The following is a 21,443-nucleotide window of genomic DNA, read 5'->3' as shown; positions in this document are numbered from 1 at the left end:
CCCCGGGCCCCGCGCCTCAGACGCCGGCGGGGCTGAGCTCCGCGGGTTCCGCGGCGCCGTCGTGGTTGCCGAACCAGGCGACCGCGACCGCGCCGGTCACCGCCAGGACGAAGCCGAGGACCGCCAGCCAGGCCATGCCCGGGCGGGAGGCGTCGCCGAGCCAGAGCACGCCGATCGCGCCGGGGAGGACGGTTTCACCGACCACCAGGGCGGCGGTGGCACCGTTCACGGAGCCGATCTGGAGCGCCACGGTGTGGAGGTACATGCCGCCGACCCCCGCCAGGACGATGGCGTAGAGGGCCGGGTCGGACAGGAGCGCCGGGAAGGAGAACGGCTCCACGCCGTTCAGGATGCGGACCCCGACGCCCAGCGCGCCGAACGCCAGACCCGACAGCAGGCCCGCCAGGATCGCGGCCCGGTCGCCGAGGAACCGTACCGCCACCGTGCCCCCCGCAATGATCAGTACGGTCACCGCCAGGAGCCACCAGTGCGTGGCGGCCGGGGCGTGGTGGCCGCCTTCGTGGCCCGCCGCCGTCGCCAGCAGGACCAGAGCGGTGCAGACGACCCCGATCGAGGTCCATTCCCTGCGGGTCAGCCGGATCCCCAGCATCTTCACGCTCAGCACGGCCGTGATCACCAGGTTGGCGCTGATGACCGTCTGGGAGAGGAAGAGGGGCAGGAGGCGGGCGGCCAGGGCGCCGAGGCCGAAGCCCACGAAGTCCAGGATCGTGCCGACGATGAACTCCCAGGTCATCGCGGCCTTCGCGGTGGAGGAGAGGTTCGGGCCGCCGTGCTGCGTGACCCCCGAGTCGGCGGGCGACGTACGGGCCGCCCGCCGGGAGCCGACGGCTTGCAGGACGGATCCCGTGCCGTAGCAGATGGACGCCGCGACAGCGGTCAGCAGGCCTATGAGCACCCGGGGGCTCCGTTCACGTCTGGCAGGTTTTGCGTTGTGCGTACCTCTTGCAGACGTGCAAAAGGGACGGGAAGTTGCCTGGCCGGGCCATTTTTCGGCTGTATGGGCGGTACGGGCTGTACAGCCCGTACGGACGGCCCGGCTATTTCATCGAGGCGAGGACCGCCGGGACCTCGTCCACCGAGTCGACCAGCGCGATCCGCGATTCCATCGCCCGGCCGCGGGCCAGGGCCTGCAGCAGCGGCCAGGCGGGCAGCCGCTCGGTCCAGTGGGCGCGGTTGACCAGGATCATCGGGGTCGGCTCGCCCCGGGACTCGTAGTGGTTGGGCGTCGCGTTGTCGAAGATCTCCTGGACCGTGCCCGCCGCGCCCGGCAGGAACACCACGCCCGCGTTGGACCGGGCGAGCAGCCCGTCCTCCCGGGTGGCGTTCGCGAAGTACTTCGCGATGTGGCCGGCGAAGGCGTTCGGCGGCTCGTGTCCGTAGAACCAGGTCGGGATGCCCACGGAGTCGCCGCCCGCGACGGCCGGCCAGCGCTCGCGCACGGCGAAGGCCGCCCGCGCCCAATCGGTGACCGACGGCGTGAAGGACGGGGACCCGGCCAGGATCCGAAGGGCTTCGGGCAGGGCCTCGTCGGGTGCCGGGGCGAGGTACGCGCCCAGGTTGGCGGCCTCCATCGCGCCGGGGCCGCCGCCGGTGGCCACGGTCAGCCCGGAGCGGGTCAGGGTCCGGCCGAGCTCGGCCGCGCCCCGGTAGGCGTCACCGCCGCGGGCCATGGCGTGGCCGCCCATCACGCCGACCACGCGGGCGCCGACGAGGTGTTCGTCGAGGGCGTCGGAGATGGCGTCGTCGTGGATGGAGCGGAGCATCGAGGAGTAGATGTCCCCGTCGGCCTTGGTCTCCTGGAACCAGGCGTACGACTCGGCGTCCGGGGTGGCCTCGTAACCGGCGGCCAGGCCCGCGAACAGCTCCTCGGCCGTGTAGAGCAGGCCGCGGTAGGGGTTGAAGGGCAGGTCGGGGACGGGCGGGAAGACCAGGGCGCCGTCCGCGCGGACCTTGACCGAGGCGTCCGGCTCCATCGCGCAGCCCAGGAACACGGCCGTCGAGGTGTCGGCGGACAGCAGGGCGAAGGTCCGCTCCAGGAGGTTGACCGACTGGATCCGGTAACCGCTGAGCGAGCCGCGGGCCACGACCCGGTCGAATTCGGCGAGCGTCTCGATCTCGATCTCTGCGTTGACCATTCGGCCCACCCTAAGGGCTGCCTGCCTCAGCGGGTCAATGCCAGTGACGTCAGCTGTGACACACCCCAGCTGAGCGGCAGGCACACGGCCAGCAGTGCGCCGGCCCGTACGGTCGCGGCCGTACGCAGGACCTTGGCCGGGGCGCCGATGCCGGTCAGCGTCTCGCGGGTGGCGGCCCGGTCCTGGTGGACCTCGACCGCGGATGTGACCAGGGTCGCTGCCGTGCACAGCACCACCAGCGCGGCGGCGGGCGCGGTGAGCGGGCCGAGCGGGACCTGGAGGCCGCCGTGATCGCGCAGGGCCGCGGCGCTGAGGGCGCCCGCGCCGACCGCGCACAGGACGCCGAGGGGCGCGCCGAGCCGCGGGGCCTCCTCCTGGAGGGCCCGCCCGGCCAGCAGCCGGAGCGCGCCCGGGCGTACGGCCTGGACCAGCGTTCCGCAGGCGTAGGCCAGGCCCGGACCGGCGAGGGCGAGCCCGACGGCGGTCAGCGTCCAGCCGACGGGCAGGCCCGCTCCGCCGGGTCCGGCGTAGGCCAGGGAGGCGAGTCCGCACGCGGTGAGGGCGATGCCCCAGGGCAGTACGGTCTGCGGCGCGGGCCGGGAGTGGGGGCGCAGGGCGAGGGCGGTGGCCACGGACGCGGCCAGCGGGAGCAGGGCCAGCAGGGTGAGGGCGGCCGCCACGGGCAGCGGCTGCTCGGTGTGGAGCAGCTCCGCCCCGGCCCCGTCGAAGGGCAGCCCGGACACGTCCCCGCGCAGGTGGAGGAAGACGGCCAGGGCCACGGCGCTGCCCAGGGCGCAGGCGACGGCGGTGGAGATCGTGGCGACCAGAGTGAGCCGTACGGGTCCCAGCCCGGCGGCGTCCAGCCCCTCGCGGGGCCGCGTCGCCGGGTCGCTGCGGGCCACGGCGACGGCGAACTGGACGGTGACGGCGAGGGGGACCAGGGCCCACACCAGCTGAGGGAACGATCCGGCGGACCGGGCCGTCGCCTGCGCGAGTACGTACAGCAGCAGGAAGCCGCTGGCGGCCGAGGCGGTGGCGACCAGCAGCCGGCGCAGCTGGACCAGCGGCCGGGAGCCGCGGGCTAGGCGGAGAGCGAGCACGCGGCCTGGTCCTCCGGGGGATGGGGGAAGGAGCTCTGCGGGGATGCGGCGGCGGCCGCGGCGGCGGCCGCCGGGCGGCCGTCGAGCAGGGGGACGTGCCGGTCGGCGGCGGCCGCGGTCTCCTCGTCGTGGGTGGCCAGCAGCACGGTGATGCCGTGGGACCGGGCCGCCGTGGTGAGGGCGCGCAGCAGCAGGGAGCGTTCGGCGCGGTGCAGCGGGGCCGTGGGCTCGTCGGCGAAGACCACGGCGGGTTCGCTCGCGAGGGCGCGGGCCAGGGCGACGCGCTGGGATTCGGCCCGGTTGAGTGCGCCGGGGTACTTGCGGGCGTAGCCGCCGATGTCGAGGCGGTCCAGCCATTCGCAGGCGGCCCGTTTGGCGGCGCGGTGGGTGGCGCCCGTGATCAGCAGCGGCAGGGCCGCGTTCTCCCAGACCCGGAGCTCGTCCAGCAGCCGGGGCTCGGGGCCGATCCAGCCGAACCGGTCGCGGCGCAGCCGCTCGCGGGCCAGGGCTCCCATGGCGTGCACGGGGACGCTGTTGAACCAGACCTCGCCCTGCTCGGGCAGCAGCTGTCCCGACAGGCAGCGCAGCAGGGTGGTCTTGCCGCTGCCGCGGGGGCCGGTGACGGCGAGGATCTCACCCGCGCGGACGCCGACGGAGACCCCGATGAGGCCCGGCGAACCGCTGTGGGAGTAGTGAAGGGACCGTGCCCAGAGGACGTCATTATCCGGTGGGGCGTTGTCCGGCGAAGCCACCATGGCGTACACCTCCGTCCGGGGGAACGAAGCGGAGCCCGCTTGGTCACTGGCGCCGCAATGAGATGTAAAGAGATGAACGTCTTGGATGGTGACAGCACACGGCCCGGACACCCGTGTTCTCACTCGAACGGGGTATCCGGGCCGTGTGGTCGGACTTTAGAGCTTGGTCCAGGCCTCGGTCAGCACGCGGCGCAGGATGCCTTCGATCTCGTCGAAGGTGCCCTGGTGGGCGGTGAGCGGCGGGGCCAGCTGGATGACCGGGTCGCCGCGGTCGTCGGCACGGCAGTACAGGCCGTTCTCGAAGAGTGCCTTGGAGAGGAAGCCGTAGAGCACGCGCTCCGTCTCCTCGTCCGTGAAGGACTCCTTGGTGACCTTGTCCTTGACGAGCTCGATGCCGTAGAAGTAGCCGTTGCCGCGGACGTCGCCGACGATCGGCAGGTCGTGCAGCTTCTCCAGCGTCGAGCGGAAGGCGTCCTCGTGGTCCAGCACGTGCTGGTTGAGGCCTTCCTTGTCGAAGATGTCGAGGTTGGCGAGCGCCACCGCGGAGGACACCGGGTGTCCGCCGAAGGTGTAGCCGTGCAGGAAGGTGTTGTCACCCTTGTAGAAGGGCTCGGCGAGCTTGTCCGAGATGATGCAGGCACCGATCGGGGAGTAGCCCGAGGTCATGCCCTTCGCGCAGGTGATCATGTCCGGCACGTAGCCGAACTTGTCACAGGCGAACATCGTGCCCAGACGGCCGAAGGCGCAGATCGTCTCGTCGGAGACGAGCAGCACGTCGTACTCGTCGCAGATCTCGCGGACCCGCTGGAAGTACCCGGGCGGCGGCGGGAAGCAGCCACCGGCGTTCTGCACCGGCTCCAGGAAGACGGCGGCGACGGTGTCGGCGCCCTCGAACAGGATCTCCTGCTCGATCTGGTCGGCGCACCAGCGGCCGTAGGCCTCGGGGTCGTCACCGTAGATCGGGGCGCGGTAGATGTTGGTGTTGACCACCTTGTGCGCGCCGGGGACCAGCGGCTCGAAGGGGGCCTTCAGGGCCGGCAGACCGGTGATGGACAGGGCGCCCTGCGGGGTGCCGTGGTAGGCCACCGCGCGGGAGATGACCTTGTACTTGGTGTGCTTGCCCTGCAGCTTGAAGTACTGCTTGGCCAGCTTCCAGGCGGTCTCGACGGCCTCGCCGCCACCGGTGGTGAAGAAGACCTTGTTCAGGTCGCCCGGGGCGTAGTGCGCGAGGCGCTCGGCGAGCTCGACGGCCTTGGGGTGCGCGTACGACCAGATGGGGAAGAACGCGAGTTCCTGGGCCTGCTTGTACGCGACCTCGGCCAGTTCCTTGCGGCCGTGACCGGCGTTGACCACGAACAGTCCGGCGAGACCGTCGAGGTAGCGCTTGCCCTTGTCGTCGAAGATGTAGGTGCCCTCGCCCCGCACGATGGTGGGTACGGGCGAGTTCTCGTACGACGACATGCGGGTGAAGTGCATCCACAGGTGGTCGTAGGCGGTCTTGGAGAGGTCCTGGCTCACGGCTATCGCGTTCCCCACATGTAGGTCTGCTTCTTCAGCTTCAGGTAAACGAAGCTTTCGGTTGATCGCACGCCGGGGAGCGCGCGGATCTTCTTGTTGATCGTTTCGAGCAGGTGGTCGTCGTCCTCACAGACGATTTCGACCATCAGGTCGAACGAGCCCGCGGTCATGACCACGTACTCGCACTCGGCCATAGCGGTCAGTGCGTCCGCCACCGGGTCGAGGTCTCCCTCGACGTTGATGCCGACCATCGCCTGGCGCCGGAGCCCCACGGTGAGGGGGTCGGTGACGGCGACGATCTGCATGACGCCCTGGTCGAGCAACTTCTGAACCCGCTGGCGCACCGCAGCTTCGGACAGGCCCACGGCCTTTCCGATCGCCGCGTAGGGGCGCCGGCCGTCCTCCTGCAGTTGCTCGATGATCGCCAGGGACACAGCATCTACCGAAGGGGACGGTTGTCTGTTCCTGGAATCTGCGCTTCGACTGACCACGTCCTCACTGTGCACGAGGAGTCGTCTGTTCCGCAAGGCGAGAACGATGTAATTCGTTGTTTCGGGAGTCAGATCTCACTGATTCCGTAGTTCGTGGTGGGTGGGCCTGTCGAAAACGGGGCCTGAGGGGCTAGGCTGAGTAGCTGTCTCAACCATTGGACATGTGATCACAGGAGTGTGGCTGTAGTGACCACCGAACTGCGTCGTCTGCGCAACTACATCGGCGGGGAGTTCAAGGACGCCGCCGACGGGCGGACCACCGAGGTGGTCAACCCCGCCACGGGCGAGGCGTACGCGACCGCTCCCCTCTCCGGCCAGGCGGACGTCGACGCCGCCATGGCCGCCGCCGCGGCCGCCTTCCCGGCCTGGCGCGACGCGACCCCCTCCGAGCGCCAGAAGGCCCTGCTGAAGATCGCGGACGCCCTCGAGGCCCGCGCGGAGGAGCTCGTCGCCACTGAATCGGAGAACACCGGCAAGCCGCTCGGCCTCACGGCCAGCGAGGAGCTGCCGCCGATGGTGGACCAGATCCGCTTCTTCGCGGGCGCCGCGCGCCTGCTGGAGGGCCGCTCGGCCGGCGAGTACATGGAGGGGATGACCTCGATCGTCCGCCGTGAGCCGGTCGGCGTCTGCGCCCAGGTCGCTCCGTGGAACTACCCGATGATGATGGCCGTCTGGAAGTTCGCCCCGGCCCTGGCCGCGGGCAACACCGTGGTCCTCAAGCCCTCGGACACCACCCCGGCCTCCACCGTCCTGATGGCCGAGATCATCGGCGAGATCCTGCCCGCGGGCGTCTTCAACGTCGTCTGCGGCGACCGGGAGACCGGCCGGGCCATGGTCGAGCACCGCACTCCGGCGATGGCCTCCATCACCGGCTCGGTGCGCGCGGGCATGCAGGTCGCCGAGAGCGCCTCCAAGGACGTCAAGCGCGTCCACCTGGAGCTCGGCGGCAAGGCCCCCGTCGTGGTCTTCGAGGACGCCGACATCGCCAAGGCCGCCGAGGACATCGCGGTGGCGGGCTTCTTCAACGCCGGCCAGGACTGTACGGCGGCCTGCCGCGTACTGGTCCACGAGTCGATCCATGACGAGTTCGTCGCGGCGCTGGCCAAGAACGCGGCCGACACCAAGACCGGCCAGCCGGACGACGAGGACGTGCTCTACGGCGCGCTGAACAACCCGAACCAGCTCAAGCAGGTCGCGGGCTTCATCGAGCGCCTCCCCGCCCACGCCAAGGTCGAAGCGGGTGGCCACCAGGTCGGCGAGAAGGGCTACTTCTACGCCCCGACCGTGGTCTCCGGCCTCAAGCAGGACGACGAGATCATCCAGAACGAGGTCTTCGGCCCCGTCATCACCGTCCAGTCCTTCACGGACGAGGCCCAGGCCCTGCAGTACGCGAACGACGTCGAGTTCGCCCTCGCCTCCTCGGTGTGGACCAAGGACCACGGCCGCGCGATGCGGATGTCCAAGAACCTCGACTTCGGCTGCGTGTGGATCAACACCCACATCCCGCTCGTCGCCGAGATGCCGCACGGCGGATACAAGAAGTCCGGCTACGGCAAGGACCTCTCCGCCTACGGCTTCGAGGACTACACCCGCATCAAGCACGTCATGACCTCGCTCGACGGCTGACCCCGGTCCCGGCGGGCGGCCGACCGGCCGCCGCATCGACCAGGTCACAGCCTTGAAGGGGCGGGTAGTAGACAACATGTCTATTGCCCGCCCCTTCGCGTTCCCCGAGGCTTTGCCCATGCCTGAACTCGCCTTCTCCCGCCGCGCGGCGCTGCGCGGCCTCGGTTCCGCGGGCCTGCTGGCCGCCCTCACCGGCTGTGGTGTCCCCGCCGCGTACGTCCCCGAGAACCGGCGGGAGGGGCAGGACCGTTCCGGGGGTGACCGGAGCGTCTCCTTCTCCAACTGGCCGCTCTACATCGACACCGACGACGAGGACGAGAACCGGCGTCCGACGCTGGACGCCTTCTCGGAGAAGACCGGCATCGAGGTCCGGTACACCGAGGAGATCAACGACAACGACGAGTTCTTCGGCAAGATCAGCCCGGCGCTGATGAACCACCAGCAGACCGGTCACGACGTGGTCGTGGTCAGCGACTGGATGGCCGCCCGCTTCGTCCGCCTGGGCTGGGCCCAGAAGATGGACCGCTCGGCGCAGGCGAACGTGACGAAGTACCTCGATCCCCAGCTGCGCTCGCCCGCCTTCGACGAGGGTCGGCTGCACACCGTCCCCTGGCAGTCGGGGATCACCGGCATCGCCTACAACCGCAAGGCGCTCGGCCGGGAGCTCAAGTCGGTCAAGGACCTGTGGCACCCGGACCTGGCCGGCAAGGTCACCCTGTTCTCCGGGCTCGACGAGTCCTTCTCCCTGCTGATGCAGGGCAACGGCGTCGACGTGACCAAGTGGACCGAGTCCGACTTCCACCGGATGTGCGACCAGGTGGAGAGCATGGTGAAGAAGAAGCACATCCGCCGCTTCACCGGCAACGACTACACCTCCGATCTCAGCAAGGGCGACGTCCTGGCCTGCCAGGCCTACTCCGGGGACGCGATCCAGCTGCAGGCCGACAATCCCGACATCGAGTTCGTGGTCCCCGAGGAGGGCGGCGAGCTCTGGGCGGAGAGCCTGCTCGTCCCCAACCTCGCCCGGCACAAGGCCAACGCGGAAGCCCTGATCGACTTCTACTACGACCCGGAGGTGGCCGCGCTGCTCGCGGCCTCCGTCAACTACGTCTGCCCGGTTCCGGCCGCCCGCGAGGTCCTGGCCGCCTCCGAGGACAAGGAGACCGCCGAACTCGCCGAGAACCCGCTGATCTTCCCCGACGAGGACATGCGCAAGCGGCTCGTCGTGTCCCGTGACATCTCCTCGGCCGAGCGGGTGTCCTTCGCCAAGCGCTGGAACTCCATCGTCGGTCTGTGAGCGGTCTGTGAGCGGTCTGCGAGGGCACGATCACGGTCCGGCCACGGAACTGGACATGTTCAGCAATTCTGCTGAACATGTTCAGAAACCTGCGTAGGCTTCCTTCCATGAGCGAGAGAAGCGCCCTTCAGCGGCGGATCCGTGCCTGGCTTGTCCTGTTCCTCGTCTGCCTCGTGCTGAGTGGACTCACCGCCTTCCCCCTGGTGGGCGAGCTGCACTGGGCCAATGCCCTGGTGGACAACGAGTGGTTGCGACGCGTCGGCGACGGGCTGGAGCGGGCGGACTCCGAATACCCCTTCCTCCTCTACGGCACCGACTGGCTCGCCTTCGCCCACCTGGTGATCGCCGTCTTCTTCTACGGCGTCCACCGCGACCCGGTCCGCAACGTCTGGATCGTCGAGGCCGGCATGATCGCCTGTGCCGGCATCGTCCCGCTGGCCCTGATCTGCGCCCCCATCCGCGGCATCCCCGTCTGGTGGTCGCTGATCGACATGTCGTTCGGCGTCTTCGGGGTGATCCCCCTGCTGATCCTGCGCCGAATGATCAAGCGCCTGGAGGCCATGCCGCCGGCCCCGACTGCCGCCCCGGTCCCGGTCGCCCCGGTCCCGGTCGCGGCCGAGGCCCGGAGCTGAGCCCGCACTACTTCGCGAAGGCCGCCATCACGATGCCGAGGGCCACCGGGTTCATGTCCTGGCCCTTGGCATCGGTCGAGTTGACCGAGTACACCAGGGTGCGGGACAGGTCCCGGGTGCCGCCTATCGCCGTGTTGTACCCGTACCGGCCACCCGTCTTGCCCCAGGCCACCGTGCCGTCGGGCAGCACGATCCGCGACATCCCCGCCGTCAGCGTCGCGTCCTTGCCCGTGGCGAAGTCCTTCACCGAGGGGACCGTGAACATCTCCTCCAGCTGCGCCTTCGGTACGAGGCGCCCGCTGAACAGGGCGACGGTGAACCGCTCCAGATCTGCCGTGGTCGAGATGATGTCGCCCGCCGCCCACCGGTCCGAGGAGTTCCACTCGGTCACGTCCCGCAGCCCGGTCGAACCGTCGGCCCGTGCCACCGCTTGGTAGCCGTGGTTGTGCGGACCCGGTATGCGGGTCTGGAAACGGCCAGGGAACGAGGTGTCCCTCAGCCCCAGCGGCTTCAGGACCCGCGCCGCGACCGCCTTCTCGTACGTCGTGCCCGTCACCTTCTCGATCAGCACGCCCAGCACCGTGTAGTTGATGTTCAGGTAGTGCTGGGCCGTGCCCGGAGCGAACTCGGGGCTCTTGGCCACGGCCTCCGCGATCTGGTCGTGTGGATCGGTCACGTCGAAGCGGTGCTCCCACTGCGCCTCGAATGAGTCGCCCGGCCCGTCCGCCGCCGGTATCCCGCTGGTGTGGTCGAGCAGCTGCCGGACGGTGACCGCGCCGTACGCCTCGGGGACGGGCCCGGGGAGGTACCGGCGGACCGGCCGGTCCAGATCCACCCTGCCTTCGGCGGCGAGCTGGAGCACCACCGCCGCGGTGAAGGTCTTCGTCACCGACCCGGCCCGGAACCGGGCGTCCTCGATCGCGTCGCGCCCGCTGCGGATGTCCGCGACACCCGAACTGCCTTGCCAGCTGCCGCTCGTACCGCCCACCCGCACCAGCGCGGCCGTCGCCTCCCCGTGCCGGGCCCCGAGCCCCGCGATCGCCTTCCGCAGCGCCGCGGCATTCGGCGGGGTCGAGACCAGCGGTCCCGGCTCCCGTGCCGGAACCGAAGCCGTCACCGGCACCACCTGTGCTTGTGCCCGTGCCGGAGCGGTCTGGGCGACGGCCGGTTCGGCCGCGACGCCCAGGAGCAGGGCGGTGGCGATCAGCGTGCGGGTCGTTGCGTTCATGGTGGGATCCCCCTGTCGGCTCTCCGGGCGACTTCCGCCCCGATGACCTCAATGCTGCTGGTCAGAGGGGCAGTTGCGGATCACCACCAAGAGGGGTCTTTACCGGTACGACAACTCACCACCGAGAGGGAGCAGGCACCCGGCCTCTCACTCCCGGGAGGGAGATACCGGAGAGCCAGCCCCCGGACCGGCCCCCGGACCGGCCCCCGGACCGGCCCCCGGACCGGCCCCCGCGCCGGCCACCGCCCCGGCCGAGACCAGCCCCGTCTCGTACGCGCAGATCACCGCCTGGATCCGGTCCCGCAGCCCCAGCTTCGACAGCACGTTCCCCACGTGCGACTTGACCGTGTGCTCGCTCACCATCAGCTCCGCCGCGAGCTCCGCGTTCGACAGCCCCCGCCCCAGGTGCAGCAGCGTCTCCCGCTCCCGCGCCGTCAGCACCCCCAGCCGCTCCGCGGACAGCGCCCCACCGGCCGCGGACCGGGCCGTGGCCGCCGTGTACTGCGAGATCAGCCGCCGGGCCACCGAGGGCGCCAGCAGGGACTCGCCCGCCGCCACCACCCGTACGGCGTGCACCAGATCGTCCCGCCGCACGTCCTTGAGCAGGAACCCGCTGGCCCCCGCGTGCAGCGCCTCGTACACGTACTCGTCCGAGTCGAAGGTCGTCAGCATCACCGTGCGGCAGGAGCTCGTCCCCGAGATCGCCCGGCAGGCCTCGATCCCGTCCAGCACCGGCATCCGGACGTCCAGCAGGGCGACATCGGGCGCCAGTTCCCGCACCGCCGCGACCGCCGCCGCGCCGTCCCCGACCTCCGCCACCACCTCGATGTCCTCCTGGACGTCCAGGATCATCGCGAAGCCGCTGCGCACCAGCTCCTGGTCGTCGGCCACCACCACACGGATCGTCAATTCCCCACCTCCGGACCCGACGTTACAAGGACGACGCTCAGCTCGAACCCGGCGCCGCCCGGGCCGGGGCCCGACCGGGCCGTCCCGCCGTGCGCGGCCGCCCGCTCCCGGATCCCGATCAGGCCGTGCCCGCCGGGGCGGGCACCCGGGCCCCCGCCCGGTCGGGCACCCGCGAGCGCCCCCGGCACGGAGACCGCACCCGGTCCCCGCCCGTCGTCCGTGACCGTCACCGTGAGCTCCCGCTCCGCGTACTCCAGGCGCACGTCCACCGCCGAAGCCCCGGCGTGCTTGACCACATTGGTCAGCGCCTCCTGCACCACCCGGTGCACGGTCGCCTCCAAAGCCGCCGGCAGGGCGCGCACCGGGCCCGTGCGCTCGTAACCCACCTCCAGCCCGCTGCCCCGGACCCGCTCCAGCAGCCCGGCCAGCTCCTCGATGCCGGGCTGCGGCCGGCGCGGCGCGGCCTCCTCCGTCCGCAGCACCCCCAGCATCGTGCGCAGCTGCGCCATCGCGTCCCGGCCCGTCTCGGCGATGGCCTCGAACGCGGCCTCGGCCCGTTCGGGGGCCCTGCGCACCGCCACCGGTCCGGCTTCCGCCTGCACGATCATGATGCTGACCGCGTGCGAGAGGATGTCGTGCATCTCCCGGGCGATCCGGGCCCGTTCGCGGGCGGCCGCCTGTTCCGCCTCGATCCGGTTGGCCCGCTCCAGCTGCTCCGCCCGGTCCTCCACGGCGCTCAGGTAGGCCTGCCGCGTGTGCTGGAGGCGGCCCAGCGCGTACGCCGCGCCCGAGACGAAGAGGGTGAAGAGCAGTTCGCGCGCGCTCCCGGTGTTCCAGCCCACCGACAGGGCGACCGCGAGGACGGTGAGCCCGCCCACCGCCAGCCGGACCCGGGCCGGGCACAGCAGCGCGACCGTGTAGAAGGCGATCAGCCCCGGGTACGGAAGCGGCTGCCCGGGACCGTCGACCGCCAGCTTGTACGCGCCGCCGGCCACCAGGATCGCGACGAGCACCGCCACCGGAGCCCGTCGCCGCCAGACCAGCGGGAGCACGCCGAGCGTGGTCATCGCGTACGAGACCCAGTCCGCGGGCGGTACGTCGGCGGAGCGGGGCACCACGAACGGCATCGTGACGGCCAGTTGCACCAGCAGCGCCAGCCCCAGGTCCTGCCGGCGCGGATCGGCCCCCCGGATCCGCGCGCCGAGCTCCCCCCAGGCCCGTATCACCGGCCGAGGCCGGCCCGTACGGATCCCAGTACGTCCACCCGGTTCGTCGTGATGGAGTCGACCCCTGCGTTGATGAGCCCGCGCATCGAGCGCTTGGTGTCCGGAGTCCAGGCCGACACCAGCAGGCCGTCCCGGTGCAGGGCGTCCACCAGCTCCCGGGTGACCAGCCCGAAGCGGTAGTTGAGCCAGGTCGGCGCCACCGCCTCGATCAGCACCCGGCGCGGCGGCGCCAGCGTGGTCCAGGTCAACGCGATCTCGGCGCCCGGATCGGCGGCGCGCACCGCCAGCATGGTGGACGGACCCGCGCAGTAGTACGTACGGTCGCGCGCCCCGCACTCGCGGACCTGACCGACGACGGTCCGTACCGCCTGCGCCGTCGCACCCGGCAGATCGACCATGACCCGGCCCGCTCCGGCGGCCATCAGGGCCTCGCGCAGGGTCGGGATCCCGCCGTCCGTGAGCTCCGCCAGCTGCGGGGCCGTGACGTCCTCGAGCCGGACGCCGTGGCCCCACAGCCGCTGGAGGCTCTCGTCGTGGAGCAGTACGGGGACCCCGTCGCGGGTCATCCGTACGTCGATCTCCACCGCGTCCGCCCCGCGGGCGAAGGCGGAGCGGATCGAGGGCAGGGTGTTCTCGCGGACGCGGTAGGGATCTCCGCGGTGGCCTACGGCAGTCAGGGTGCGCATGCACCCATTCTGCGCAGCCGTCAGGAGGCCAGCCAGGCGGAGGTGTACGTGTCGATCTCGGCGGTGATCTTCGCCTTGCCGGCCGGGTCCAGGAAAGAGGCCTCGACGGCGTTCTTCGCGAGCTGCGCGAGACCCAGTTCGTCCAGGTCCAGCAGCCGGGCGGCCACCGCGTACTCGTTGTTGAGGTCCGAGCCGAACATCGGCGGGTCGTCGCTGTTGATGGTGACGAGCACACCGGCCGCCACCATCTCCCTGACGGGGTGCAGGTCGAGGTCGGCTACCGCGCGGGTGGCGATGTTGGAGGTCGGGCAGACCTCCAGCGCGATGCGGTGCTCGGCGAGGTAGGCGAGCAGCTCCGGGTCCTGGGTGGCGCTGGTGCCGTGGCCGATGCGCTCGGCGCCCAGGTCGCGGATGGCGTCCCAGATGGTCTCCGGGCCGGTGGTCTCGCCGGCGTGCGGCACGCTGTGCAGCCCGGCGGCGCGGGCGGCGTCGAAGTACGGCTTGAACTGCGGGCGCGGCACGCCGATCTCCGGACCGCCCAGGCCGAAGGAGACCAGGCCCTCGGGGCGCAGGTCGACGGCGAGGCGGGCGGTCTCGGAGGCGGCCTCCGGACCGGCTTCGCCGGGGATGTCGAAGCACCAGCGCAGGATGACGCCGAGCTCGTCCTCGGCGGCCTTGCGGGCGTCCTCGATGGCCTCCATGAAGGCCTTCTCGTCGATGCCGCGCCGGGTGGAGGAGTACGGGGTGACGGTGAGCTCGGCGTACCGGATGTTCTGGCGGGCCATGTCGCGGGCAACCTCGAAGGTGAGGGTGCGTACGTCGGCGGGGGTCCGGACCAGGTCGACGACGGAGAGGTACACGTCGATGAAGTGGGCGAAGTCGGTGAAGGTGAAGTAGTCGGCGAGGGCCTCGGGGTCGGTGGGCACCTTCGAGTCGGGGTGCCGGGAGGCGAGTTCGGCCACGATGCGGGGGGAGGCCGAGCCGACGTGGTGGACGTGCAGTTCGGCCTTGGGCAGCCCCGCGATGAAGGGGTGCAGGTCGGGCATGAGGGTGCCTCCGGAGGACGTGGTGCGGACGGATCGGACTTCATCGTAGGCAGGGCCGGGGCTGTCGGAGGGAGCGCATAGCATGGCTGTACGAGAGGGGGGCGCCGTATGACCGATCAGAGCCCCGAGTCGCGAGACCCCTGGGCACCGCTGGAGCGGCCCGCGGTCGGACTGGGGAAGCAGCAGGACGGGCCGGGTGCGCCGGGGGTGCACGACCAGCAGACCGTCGCGGGTATGCCGGGGGCCGGCATACCCCCGGGCGCGCCGGTACCGGGGCAGTCCCCGGCGGCCGGGCCCGCGCCGGCGTACGCCCCGACCCCCGCCCCCCAGCCCGGGCCGACCCCCGCCTACGGGTACCCGGCCCAGCCGGATCCCGCCGGGTACGGCCATCCCGCCGCCCAGCCTCCGGCCCAGCAGCCCCCGTACCCGGGGTACGGGGGCCATCCTGGATATCCGGGGGACCTCGGATACCCGGCCGGCGGATACCCGGGCAGCGGCGGATACGCGCCCTACGCGCCCAAGAGCAACGGCTTCGGGGTCACGGCGCTCGTGCTCGGGATCATCGCCGTGGTCAGCTGCTACCTCGGCCTCCTGTTCGGCATACCGGCCGTCATCTTCGGCGTGCTGGGCCGAGGCAAGGCCAGGCGCGGAGAGGCCGACAACGACGGCATGGCCCTGGCCGGCATCATCACCGGCGCGGTCGGCATCGTGATCAGCTGCCTGTTCATCGCGCTGGCCATCGCCGGTGTGCTGCTCAGCGACTCGGAGTCCGACTCCGACTCGGGGTACTCGACCCCGTACCAGAACACCCAGGTCCTCTACCGGGGCTGAGCCGCGCGTCGGACCGTACGGCGGGAGGGCCGGGCGGGGACACGATGTGTCCCCGCCCGGCCCTCCGTCACACCATCACGCCGTCACACCATCACGCCGTCACACCATCACGCCGTCACGCCGTCACGCCGTCACGCCGTCACGCCGTCACGCCGTCACGCCGTCACGCCGTCACACCGTCAGACGGCCGCGGCCCCGGCCGGGGCCGCCCACGGCCACGTGGCGTCCCGGCCGCCCTCGATGAGGGAGACCATGCGGAAGGCCGCGTCGGTGAGCCCGCCGAAGGCGTGCCGGTTCGCGGACCCGGAGGGCGCGTGGCCCACCCGGTATCCGGCCAGGTTCCACGTGTACACCGGGACCGTGTCCGGCACCAGGGAGGTCGGGTCCCCGCCGTAGGCGTAGCCGGCCTGCTCGTCCGTGACGATCAGTACCCGGTCGTGCCCCGCGTAGTGCGTGCGCACGGCCTCGGCCGTGTAGGTACCGCCGAGGTTCTCGAACCTCTCCAGCACCTTCAGCACCGACTCGCCCCGGTCGTAGGCGACTTCCTTGCTGCCGGTGCCGAACTGCACCAGGTCCGCGTCCTCGGCGCGCAGCGCCAGCGCCGTCCCGAAGATCGCGGCCGCGTCGGCCCGGTTCAGCTGCGAGCGGTCCGACAGCGGGGACCACATCGATCCGGAGCGGTCCACCAGGATCAGCGTCCGCCCGGGCAGCGCCGGTACGTTGCCCAGCGAGTGGCCGAGCGCCCGCTCCAGCGGGTACGCCCAGCGCAGCGAGGGCGCGTGCTGGTACGCGGCCAGGTACCGGAAGGGGAACTGCCGCGATCGGGCGACGGACTCCGGGTCGGAGATCTTCGCCGCGACTCGCCCGGCGACCTCGTCCGAGACCCCCGCCTGGTCGAAGTTGCGCAGGTTGCGCACCAGCGCCATCGCCCCCATGGACGGGATGACCGCCTCCCAGGCGGCCGCGTCCATCGGCCCCTGCAGCCAGCCGGCCAGCGCCTCCCAGGTCATGCCCGCCGCGGCGAGCCGCTCGGCGCCGCCCGCGGCGGTGACCACGGACCGGCGCTCCTCCACGGGCAGCTCCATCAGGGCCCGGTGCGCGAGGAGGGTGCGGCTCGTCGCCGGCACCTCGGCGCTCTCCGGGTTGTGCCGGCGGTCGAGGGCGTACCGGAACAGCTCGCCCTGCCAGGGCTTGGCCGGGTCGGGGGAGGCGTGCACGAGGTTGAGGACGTCGCCGAAGCGGAATCCCCGTCGGGCGGAGGCGGTGTCGTACTTCAGGAGGGACTTCGCGTCGTAGAGCCGGCGCACCGCGTCGGCGATCCCGCGCTTGACGGGCTTGGGCACGGCCCGCCCGTACGCGGCCGTCCAGTAGGCGAGCAGCTCACCGGGCTCGTCCGCGCGCAGCAGTACGGAGTCCACGACCCGCCGGTTCGACGGCCCGCCGGCGGCTCCGGCGTCGAGCCGCGCCCTGACGTACTCGGCGGCGCCGACGAGCGAGGCCGTACGCATGCCGCCGTCGCGGCGCAGCCAGCCGAGCAGGCCGGCCGTCCACTCGGGGTCCTCGACGGCGAGGGTGCGCACCAGCGCGGCGAAGCGGTCGTCGCGGGCCGGGCCGTCCTCGTAGGCGGTCCGCTGCGTCACGAAGTTGGCGACGGCGAGCAGGAACAGCTCGGAACGCGGATCGCGGACGAAGCCGGGGCTTCCGTGGTGGTTGCGGCGCCGGGCGCCGCTCGAGCGGACGGGCGATACGGGCGAGGCGGGTGCAGCGGGCGCCGCGTCCCTGGACGGGCGCAGGTTGAAACGAGCCATGTGAATCCCCCCGAATTCAGTGGAAAGAGGGGGAGGTCCGAGGTGCGGAACGCCCGAGATCGAAGTCGGCGGCGGATGATGTCGACCGCTCTAACCGCTGAGCTACCGGCCGGAGCCGGGCGGGACTCGAACCCGCGACCAGTCGATCCGAAGTAACCGCTGCCTGCGCACCGGGCGTTCCGCACGCGTGCCTCCCGAGATCAGAAGCGGCGGCGGCGTGATTTCTGCAAGAAGTAGCCGCAGCCAGGCGCACCGGGAGGTGCGTGACGTAGGTGTCCAGAGATCGAAGCCGGCGAAACCACAAGGTGCTCTACCAGCTGAGCTACACCGGCCCGAAGCCGATGACGGGACTCGAACCCGCGGCCGCCCGATTATGAGTCGAAGTAGGTCTCGCCTTCGCACCTGGACGAGGACCACGCTAGCCGCCCGCCCCCGCGGGGCGCGATCGATTAACGCACCGGAAGCCGAGGGGGACAGCCACCCCTCCGACGCCACCCCTCTGCCCGTCACCCGTCCGCCCGCCCCCTCCGCCCGCCACCCCTCCGCCCGCTACCCCTCGGCCCGCAGCCGCTCCCGCGCCTCCATGAGCGCGAAGCCCAGCAGGTTCAGGCCGCGCCAGCGCGCCGGGTCCAGCGCGCGCTCGTCGTCGGCCGCCAGTCCTATGCCCCAGATCCGGTCCATCGGGCTGGCTTCCACCAGCACCCGGCGGCCCGTGGACAGCAGGTAAGACTTCAGCGCCGGGGCGGAGCCGAACTTGTGCACGCTGCCCTCCACCACCAGCGCGAACCGCTCCCGCTGCCACACCGCGTCGTCGAAGCCGCGCACGAGCCGCCCGGCCTTCTTCGCGGCTGCCGGACTCTTCGCCTCCAGGGCCGCGCGCTCCGCCTCGGCGTCCTCGAACAGCCGCGCCTTTCCGGCCATCATCCAGTGCTCGGCGGTGGCGTACCGCACGTCACGCACGGTGAAGGCGGACGGCCACCACTGGCTGAGGCAGCTCGGACCGAGCGTTCCGTCGGGTCGCGGACGGTGTCCCCAGAAGGGCAGGTACTTCACGCGTTCACCCCGGCTGACCTGCCCGATCAGTTTCTCGATCATCTCCATGCATGCGAGTCTCGCAGGAGCCACGGACACTTCGTACGGGATTTCGGGCGCGCCTCGACACATGGTCGACCGATTCCGTCGCGTAATCAAAAGGCAACAACGGAATCACTTGGCCGAGGGGTACACCTCTGTCAGGATCGGCACTCAATTCGAGCTGTAGCTCGAACTGTAGCTACGGAGAGCGTGAGAGCGTGATGGGCAACCGCTTCCAGGTCAAGGTCCAGGTCAAGGACCGATTCGCCGCAGGCGCGCAGTACATCGACGGGCAGCTGCGGCCCGGCACCTCGGGCCGGTCACACACCGTGGTCGACCCCGCGACGGGCGAGGAGGTGCTCACCTACGAGCTGGCCTCCACCGCCGACGTGGACGCGGCCGTCGCCGCCGCCAAGCGAGCCTTCCCCGGCTGGTCCGGCGCCACCCCCGGCGAGCGCTCCGACGCGCTGCACCGGCTGGCCGGCGTACTGGCCGAGCGGGCGGAGGACTTCGCCCTCGCCGAGTCCCTGCAGTGCGGGAAGCCGGTCAAGCTGTCGACGGAGTTCGACGTGCCGGGGACCGTGGACAACACCGCGTTCTTCGCAGGCGCCGCGCGCCACCTCCAGGGGCAGGCCGCCGGCGAGTACTCCGGGGACCACACCTCCTACGTGCGCCGCGAGGCCATCGGGGTGGTCGGCTCGATCGCGCCGTGGAACTATCCGCTGCAGATGGCCGCCTGGAAGATCCTTCCGGCGATCGCCGCGGGCAACACCATCGTCCTCAAGCCGGCCGAGCTCACCCCGCTGACCTCGCTGATGTTCGCCCAGGCTGCCAAGGACGCGGGCCTGCCCGACGGGGTGATCAACATCGTGACCGGCGCCGGCCGGGACGCGGGGGAGCACCTGGTCGGCCACCCTGACGTGGTGATGACCTCCTTCACCGGCTCCACCGCCATCGGCAAGCGGGTCGCCGAGATCGCCACCGCCACCGTCAAGCGGCTCCACCTGGAGCTCGGCGGCAAGGCCCCCTTCCTGGTCTTCGACGACGCCGACCTGGAGGCCGCGGCCAACGGCGCCGTGGCCGCCTCCCTGATCAACACCGGCCAGGACTGCACGGCCGCCACCCGTGCTTACGTCCAGCGCCCGCTCCACGACGCCTTCGTCGCCCGGGTCGCCGAGCTGATGGAGACCGTCCGCGTCGGCGACCCCTTCGACCCGGCCACGGACCTCGGCCCGCTGGTCTCGCACGCCCAGCGCGACCGGGTCGCCGGTTTCGTCGAGCGCGCCCGCGCGTACGCCACCGTCGTCACCGGGGGCGAGATCCCCGGCGGCGACTTGACGGACGGCGCCTACTACCGGCCCACCCTCATCTCCGGCGCCACCCAGGACAGCGAGGTGGTCCAGTCCGAGATCTTCGGGCCGGTCCTGGTGGTCCTGCCCTTCGACACCGACGACGAGGGCATCGCGCTGGCCAACGACACCCCGTACGGTCTCGCCGCCTCCGCCTGGAGCCGCGACGTGTACCGGGCGAACCGCGCCACCCGCGAGATCAAGGCGGGCTGCGTCTGGGTCAACGACCACATCCCGATCATCAGCGAGATGCCGCACGGGGGCTACAAGGCCAGTGGCTTCGGAAAGGACATGAGCACCTACTCCTTCGAGGAGTACACGCAGGTCAAGCACGTGATGTACGACAACACCGCGGTGGCCGCGAAGGACTGGCACCGCACGATCTTCGGGGACCGATAGCCGTCAGCCGCTCGACCAGCGGCGCACCCATCCCGAAAGGGCACCTCCCATGGAGCAGTTCGAGCCCGGCCGTCTCTCGGCGGCGCAACTCGCCGCGATGCGACGCAGCCTTGACAGCGGACGCGGCGCCCTCACCCGCCGGTCGCTGCTGCGCGCCTCCGGAGTCGGAGCGCTCACGATCGGCGGGCTGACCACGCTCGCCGGCTGCGGCATCCCGCCCGCCAAACGCACGGAGGGCACGGCCGTGGCCTCCGACGACCACTCGGCCCAGGAGAAGGAGCTCAACTTCTCCAACTGGACCGAGTACATGGACACCAGCGAGGACGAGAAGTCCCGTCCCACGCTGGAGGCGTTCACCAAGCGGACCGGGATCAAGGTCAAGTACACCGAGGACATCAACGACAACGTCGAGTTCTTCGGCAAGATCAAGCCCCAGCTCGCGGCCGGCCAGGACACCGGCCGCGACCTGATCGTCGTCACCGACTGGCTCGCCTCGCGGATCATCCGGCTCGGCTGGGCGCAGAAGCTGGACCCCTCCAACCTCCCGCACGCCTACGCCAACCTGATCCCCCAGTTCCGCAACCCCGACTGGGACCCGGGCCGCGCGCACAGCTACCCGTGGACCGGCATCGACACCGTCATCGCCTACAACACCAAGGCGACCGGCGGCAAGAAGGTCGACTCCGTCACCCAGCTGCTCGACGACCCCTCCCTCAAGGGCCGCGTCGGCTTCCTGACCGAGATGCGCGACAGCGTCGGGATGACCCTCCTCGACCTGGGCAAGGACCCGGCGAACTTCACCGACGCCGACTACGACGAGGCGATCGGCCGGCTCCAGAAGGGCGTGGACAAGAAGCAGATCCGCCGCTTCACCGGCAACGACTACACCGCGGACCTCGACAAGGGCGACCTCGCAGCCTGCCTGGCCTGGGCCGGCGACGTCATCCAGCTCCAGGCCGGCAACCCGGACATCCAGTACTCGATCCCGGCGGCCGGCTACATCACCTCCAGCGACAACCTGCTGGTCCCCGTGAAGGCCCGGCACAAGGCCAACGCGGAGAAGCTCATCGACTACTACTACGAGCCCGCGGTGGCCGCCCAGCTGGCCGCGTTCATCAGCTACGTCTGCCCCGTCGAGGGCGTCAAGGACGAGCTGGCCAAGATCGATCCGGCGCTCGCGGACAACGTCCTGATCGTCCCGGACAAGGCGATGTCCGCCAAGTCGCACGCCTTCCGCTCCCTCACCAGTGAGGAAGAGACGGCGTACGAGGAGAAGTTCGCCAAGCTCATCGGAGCCTGACGGGTCCCGCCG

19 protein-coding genes are annotated in these 21,443 nt (G+C 71.2%); 6 read left to right on the top strand and 13 right to left on the bottom strand.

Annotated features, from left to right (window positions below; genetic code table 11):
- Positions 1 to 16: 16 nt before the first annotated feature.
- From OG904_RS06675 to OG904_RS06650, 6 genes are all read right to left on the bottom strand, one after another.
- Positions 17 to 916: a hypothetical protein gene (locus OG904_RS06675; RefSeq protein ID WP_405488352.1), complete on the bottom strand. Its 900-nt coding sequence runs from the start codon at positions 914 to 916 to the stop codon at positions 17 to 19.
- A gap of 142 nt (positions 917 to 1,058) precedes the next feature.
- Positions 1,059 to 2,156, bottom strand: coding sequence for an LOG family protein (locus OG904_RS06670; protein ID WP_405488350.1), 1,098 nt, complete (start codon positions 2,154 to 2,156; stop codon positions 1,059 to 1,061).
- A 26-nt stretch (positions 2,157 to 2,182) separates the two neighbouring features.
- Positions 2,183 to 3,256 carry a hypothetical protein gene (locus OG904_RS06665; RefSeq protein ID WP_405488348.1) on the bottom strand — a complete coding sequence of 358 codons (1,074 nt, stop codon included), beginning with the start codon at positions 3,254 to 3,256 and terminating at the stop codon, positions 2,183 to 2,185.
- Positions 3,238 to 4,011: an ABC transporter ATP-binding protein gene (locus OG904_RS06660; RefSeq protein WP_405488346.1), complete on the bottom strand. Its 774-nt coding sequence runs from the start codon at positions 4,009 to 4,011 to the stop codon at positions 3,238 to 3,240. Before OG904_RS06660 ends, OG904_RS06665 begins: the two co-directional genes overlap by 19 nt.
- A gap of 156 nt (positions 4,012 to 4,167) precedes the next feature.
- Positions 4,168 to 5,547, bottom strand: a complete 1,380-nt coding sequence (locus OG904_RS06655) for an aspartate aminotransferase family protein (RefSeq protein WP_405488344.1) — start codon at positions 5,545 to 5,547, stop codon at positions 4,168 to 4,170.
- On the bottom strand, positions 5,532 to 6,035 hold the full coding sequence (locus OG904_RS06650; protein WP_150517594.1) for an Lrp/AsnC family transcriptional regulator: 504 nt from the start codon (positions 6,033 to 6,035) through the stop codon (positions 5,532 to 5,534). Before OG904_RS06650 ends, OG904_RS06655 begins: the two co-directional genes overlap by 16 nt.
- 171 nt (positions 6,036 to 6,206) lie before the next feature.
- Here OG904_RS06650 and OG904_RS06645 point away from each other — a divergent pair, with 171 nt between their 5' ends.
- The 3 genes from OG904_RS06645 (at position 6,207) to OG904_RS06635 (ending at position 9,575) form a co-directional block, all read left to right on the top strand.
- Positions 6,207 to 7,646 carry a gamma-aminobutyraldehyde dehydrogenase gene (locus tag OG904_RS06645; protein WP_405488342.1) on the top strand — a complete coding sequence of 480 codons (1,440 nt, stop codon included), beginning with the start codon at positions 6,207 to 6,209 and terminating at the stop codon, positions 7,644 to 7,646.
- A gap of 118 nt (positions 7,647 to 7,764) precedes the next feature.
- Positions 7,765 to 8,943, top strand: a complete 1,179-nt coding sequence (locus OG904_RS06640; RefSeq protein WP_405488340.1) for a PotD/PotF family extracellular solute-binding protein — start codon at positions 7,765 to 7,767, stop codon at positions 8,941 to 8,943.
- Between the two features lie 107 nt (positions 8,944 to 9,050).
- Positions 9,051 to 9,575 (top strand): hypothetical protein, encoded by a 525-nt coding sequence (locus OG904_RS06635; protein WP_405488338.1) that lies wholly within the window; start codon positions 9,051 to 9,053, stop codon positions 9,573 to 9,575.
- A gap of 7 nt (positions 9,576 to 9,582) precedes the next feature.
- On the opposite strand, the gene OG904_RS06630 is transcribed toward OG904_RS06635, so the two are convergent.
- From OG904_RS06630 to OG904_RS06610, 5 genes are all read right to left on the bottom strand, one after another.
- Entirely contained in the window at positions 9,583 to 10,803 is a 1,221-nt protein-coding gene (locus tag OG904_RS06630; protein WP_405488336.1) for a serine hydrolase domain-containing protein, read from the bottom strand.
- Positions 10,804 to 10,950: 147 nt separating this feature from the next.
- On the bottom strand, positions 10,951 to 11,712 hold the full coding sequence (locus OG904_RS06625) for a response regulator (protein ID WP_405488334.1): 762 nt from the start codon (positions 11,710 to 11,712) through the stop codon (positions 10,951 to 10,953).
- Positions 11,709 to 12,935 (bottom strand): sensor histidine kinase, encoded by a 1,227-nt coding sequence (locus OG904_RS06620; protein WP_405497817.1) that lies wholly within the window; start codon positions 12,933 to 12,935, stop codon positions 11,709 to 11,711. Before OG904_RS06620 ends, OG904_RS06625 begins: the two co-directional genes overlap by 4 nt.
- Positions 12,935 to 13,624, bottom strand: a complete 690-nt coding sequence (locus OG904_RS06615; protein ID WP_405488332.1) for a glycerophosphodiester phosphodiesterase — start codon at positions 13,622 to 13,624, stop codon at positions 12,935 to 12,937. Before OG904_RS06615 ends, OG904_RS06620 begins: the two co-directional genes overlap by 1 nt.
- Positions 13,625 to 13,644: 20 nt before the next feature.
- Positions 13,645 to 14,670, bottom strand: a complete 1,026-nt coding sequence (locus OG904_RS06610) for an adenosine deaminase (protein WP_405488330.1) — start codon at positions 14,668 to 14,670, stop codon at positions 13,645 to 13,647.
- 108 nt (positions 14,671 to 14,778) lie between these two features.
- Between OG904_RS06610 and OG904_RS06605 the strand changes: the two genes are divergently transcribed.
- On the top strand, positions 14,779 to 15,501 hold the full coding sequence (locus tag OG904_RS06605) for a DUF4190 domain-containing protein (RefSeq protein ID WP_405488328.1): 723 nt from the start codon (positions 14,779 to 14,781) through the stop codon (positions 15,499 to 15,501).
- A 179-nt stretch (positions 15,502 to 15,680) separates the two neighbouring features.
- Here OG904_RS06605 and OG904_RS06600 read toward each other — a convergent pair whose 3' ends face one another.
- Positions 15,681 to 17,309, bottom strand: a complete 1,629-nt coding sequence (locus OG904_RS06600) for a TROVE domain-containing protein (protein ID WP_405488326.1) — start codon at positions 17,307 to 17,309, stop codon at positions 15,681 to 15,683.
- 549 nt (positions 17,310 to 17,858) lie between these two features.
- Positions 17,859 to 18,410, bottom strand: coding sequence for an NADAR family protein (locus tag OG904_RS06595; RefSeq protein WP_405488324.1), 552 nt, complete (start codon positions 18,408 to 18,410; stop codon positions 17,859 to 17,861).
- A 194-nt stretch (positions 18,411 to 18,604) separates the two neighbouring features.
- Here OG904_RS06595 and OG904_RS06590 point away from each other — a divergent pair, with 194 nt between their 5' ends.
- Positions 18,605 to 20,131 carry a gamma-aminobutyraldehyde dehydrogenase gene (locus OG904_RS06590; RefSeq protein WP_405497815.1) on the top strand — a complete coding sequence of 509 codons (1,527 nt, stop codon included), beginning with the start codon at positions 18,605 to 18,607 and terminating at the stop codon, positions 20,129 to 20,131.
- Between the two features lie 49 nt (positions 20,132 to 20,180).
- Positions 20,181 to 21,431 carry a spermidine/putrescine ABC transporter substrate-binding protein gene (locus tag OG904_RS06585; protein ID WP_405488322.1) on the top strand — a complete coding sequence of 417 codons (1,251 nt, stop codon included), beginning with the start codon at positions 20,181 to 20,183 and terminating at the stop codon, positions 21,429 to 21,431.
- Positions 21,432 to 21,443: the final 12 nt, after the last annotated feature.

The organism is Streptomyces sp. NBC_00096 (assembly GCF_045041305.1).
Lineage (GTDB): Bacteria > Actinomycetota > Actinomycetes > Streptomycetales > Streptomycetaceae > Streptomyces.
This window is presented reverse-complemented; position numbering and strand designations above follow the sequence as displayed.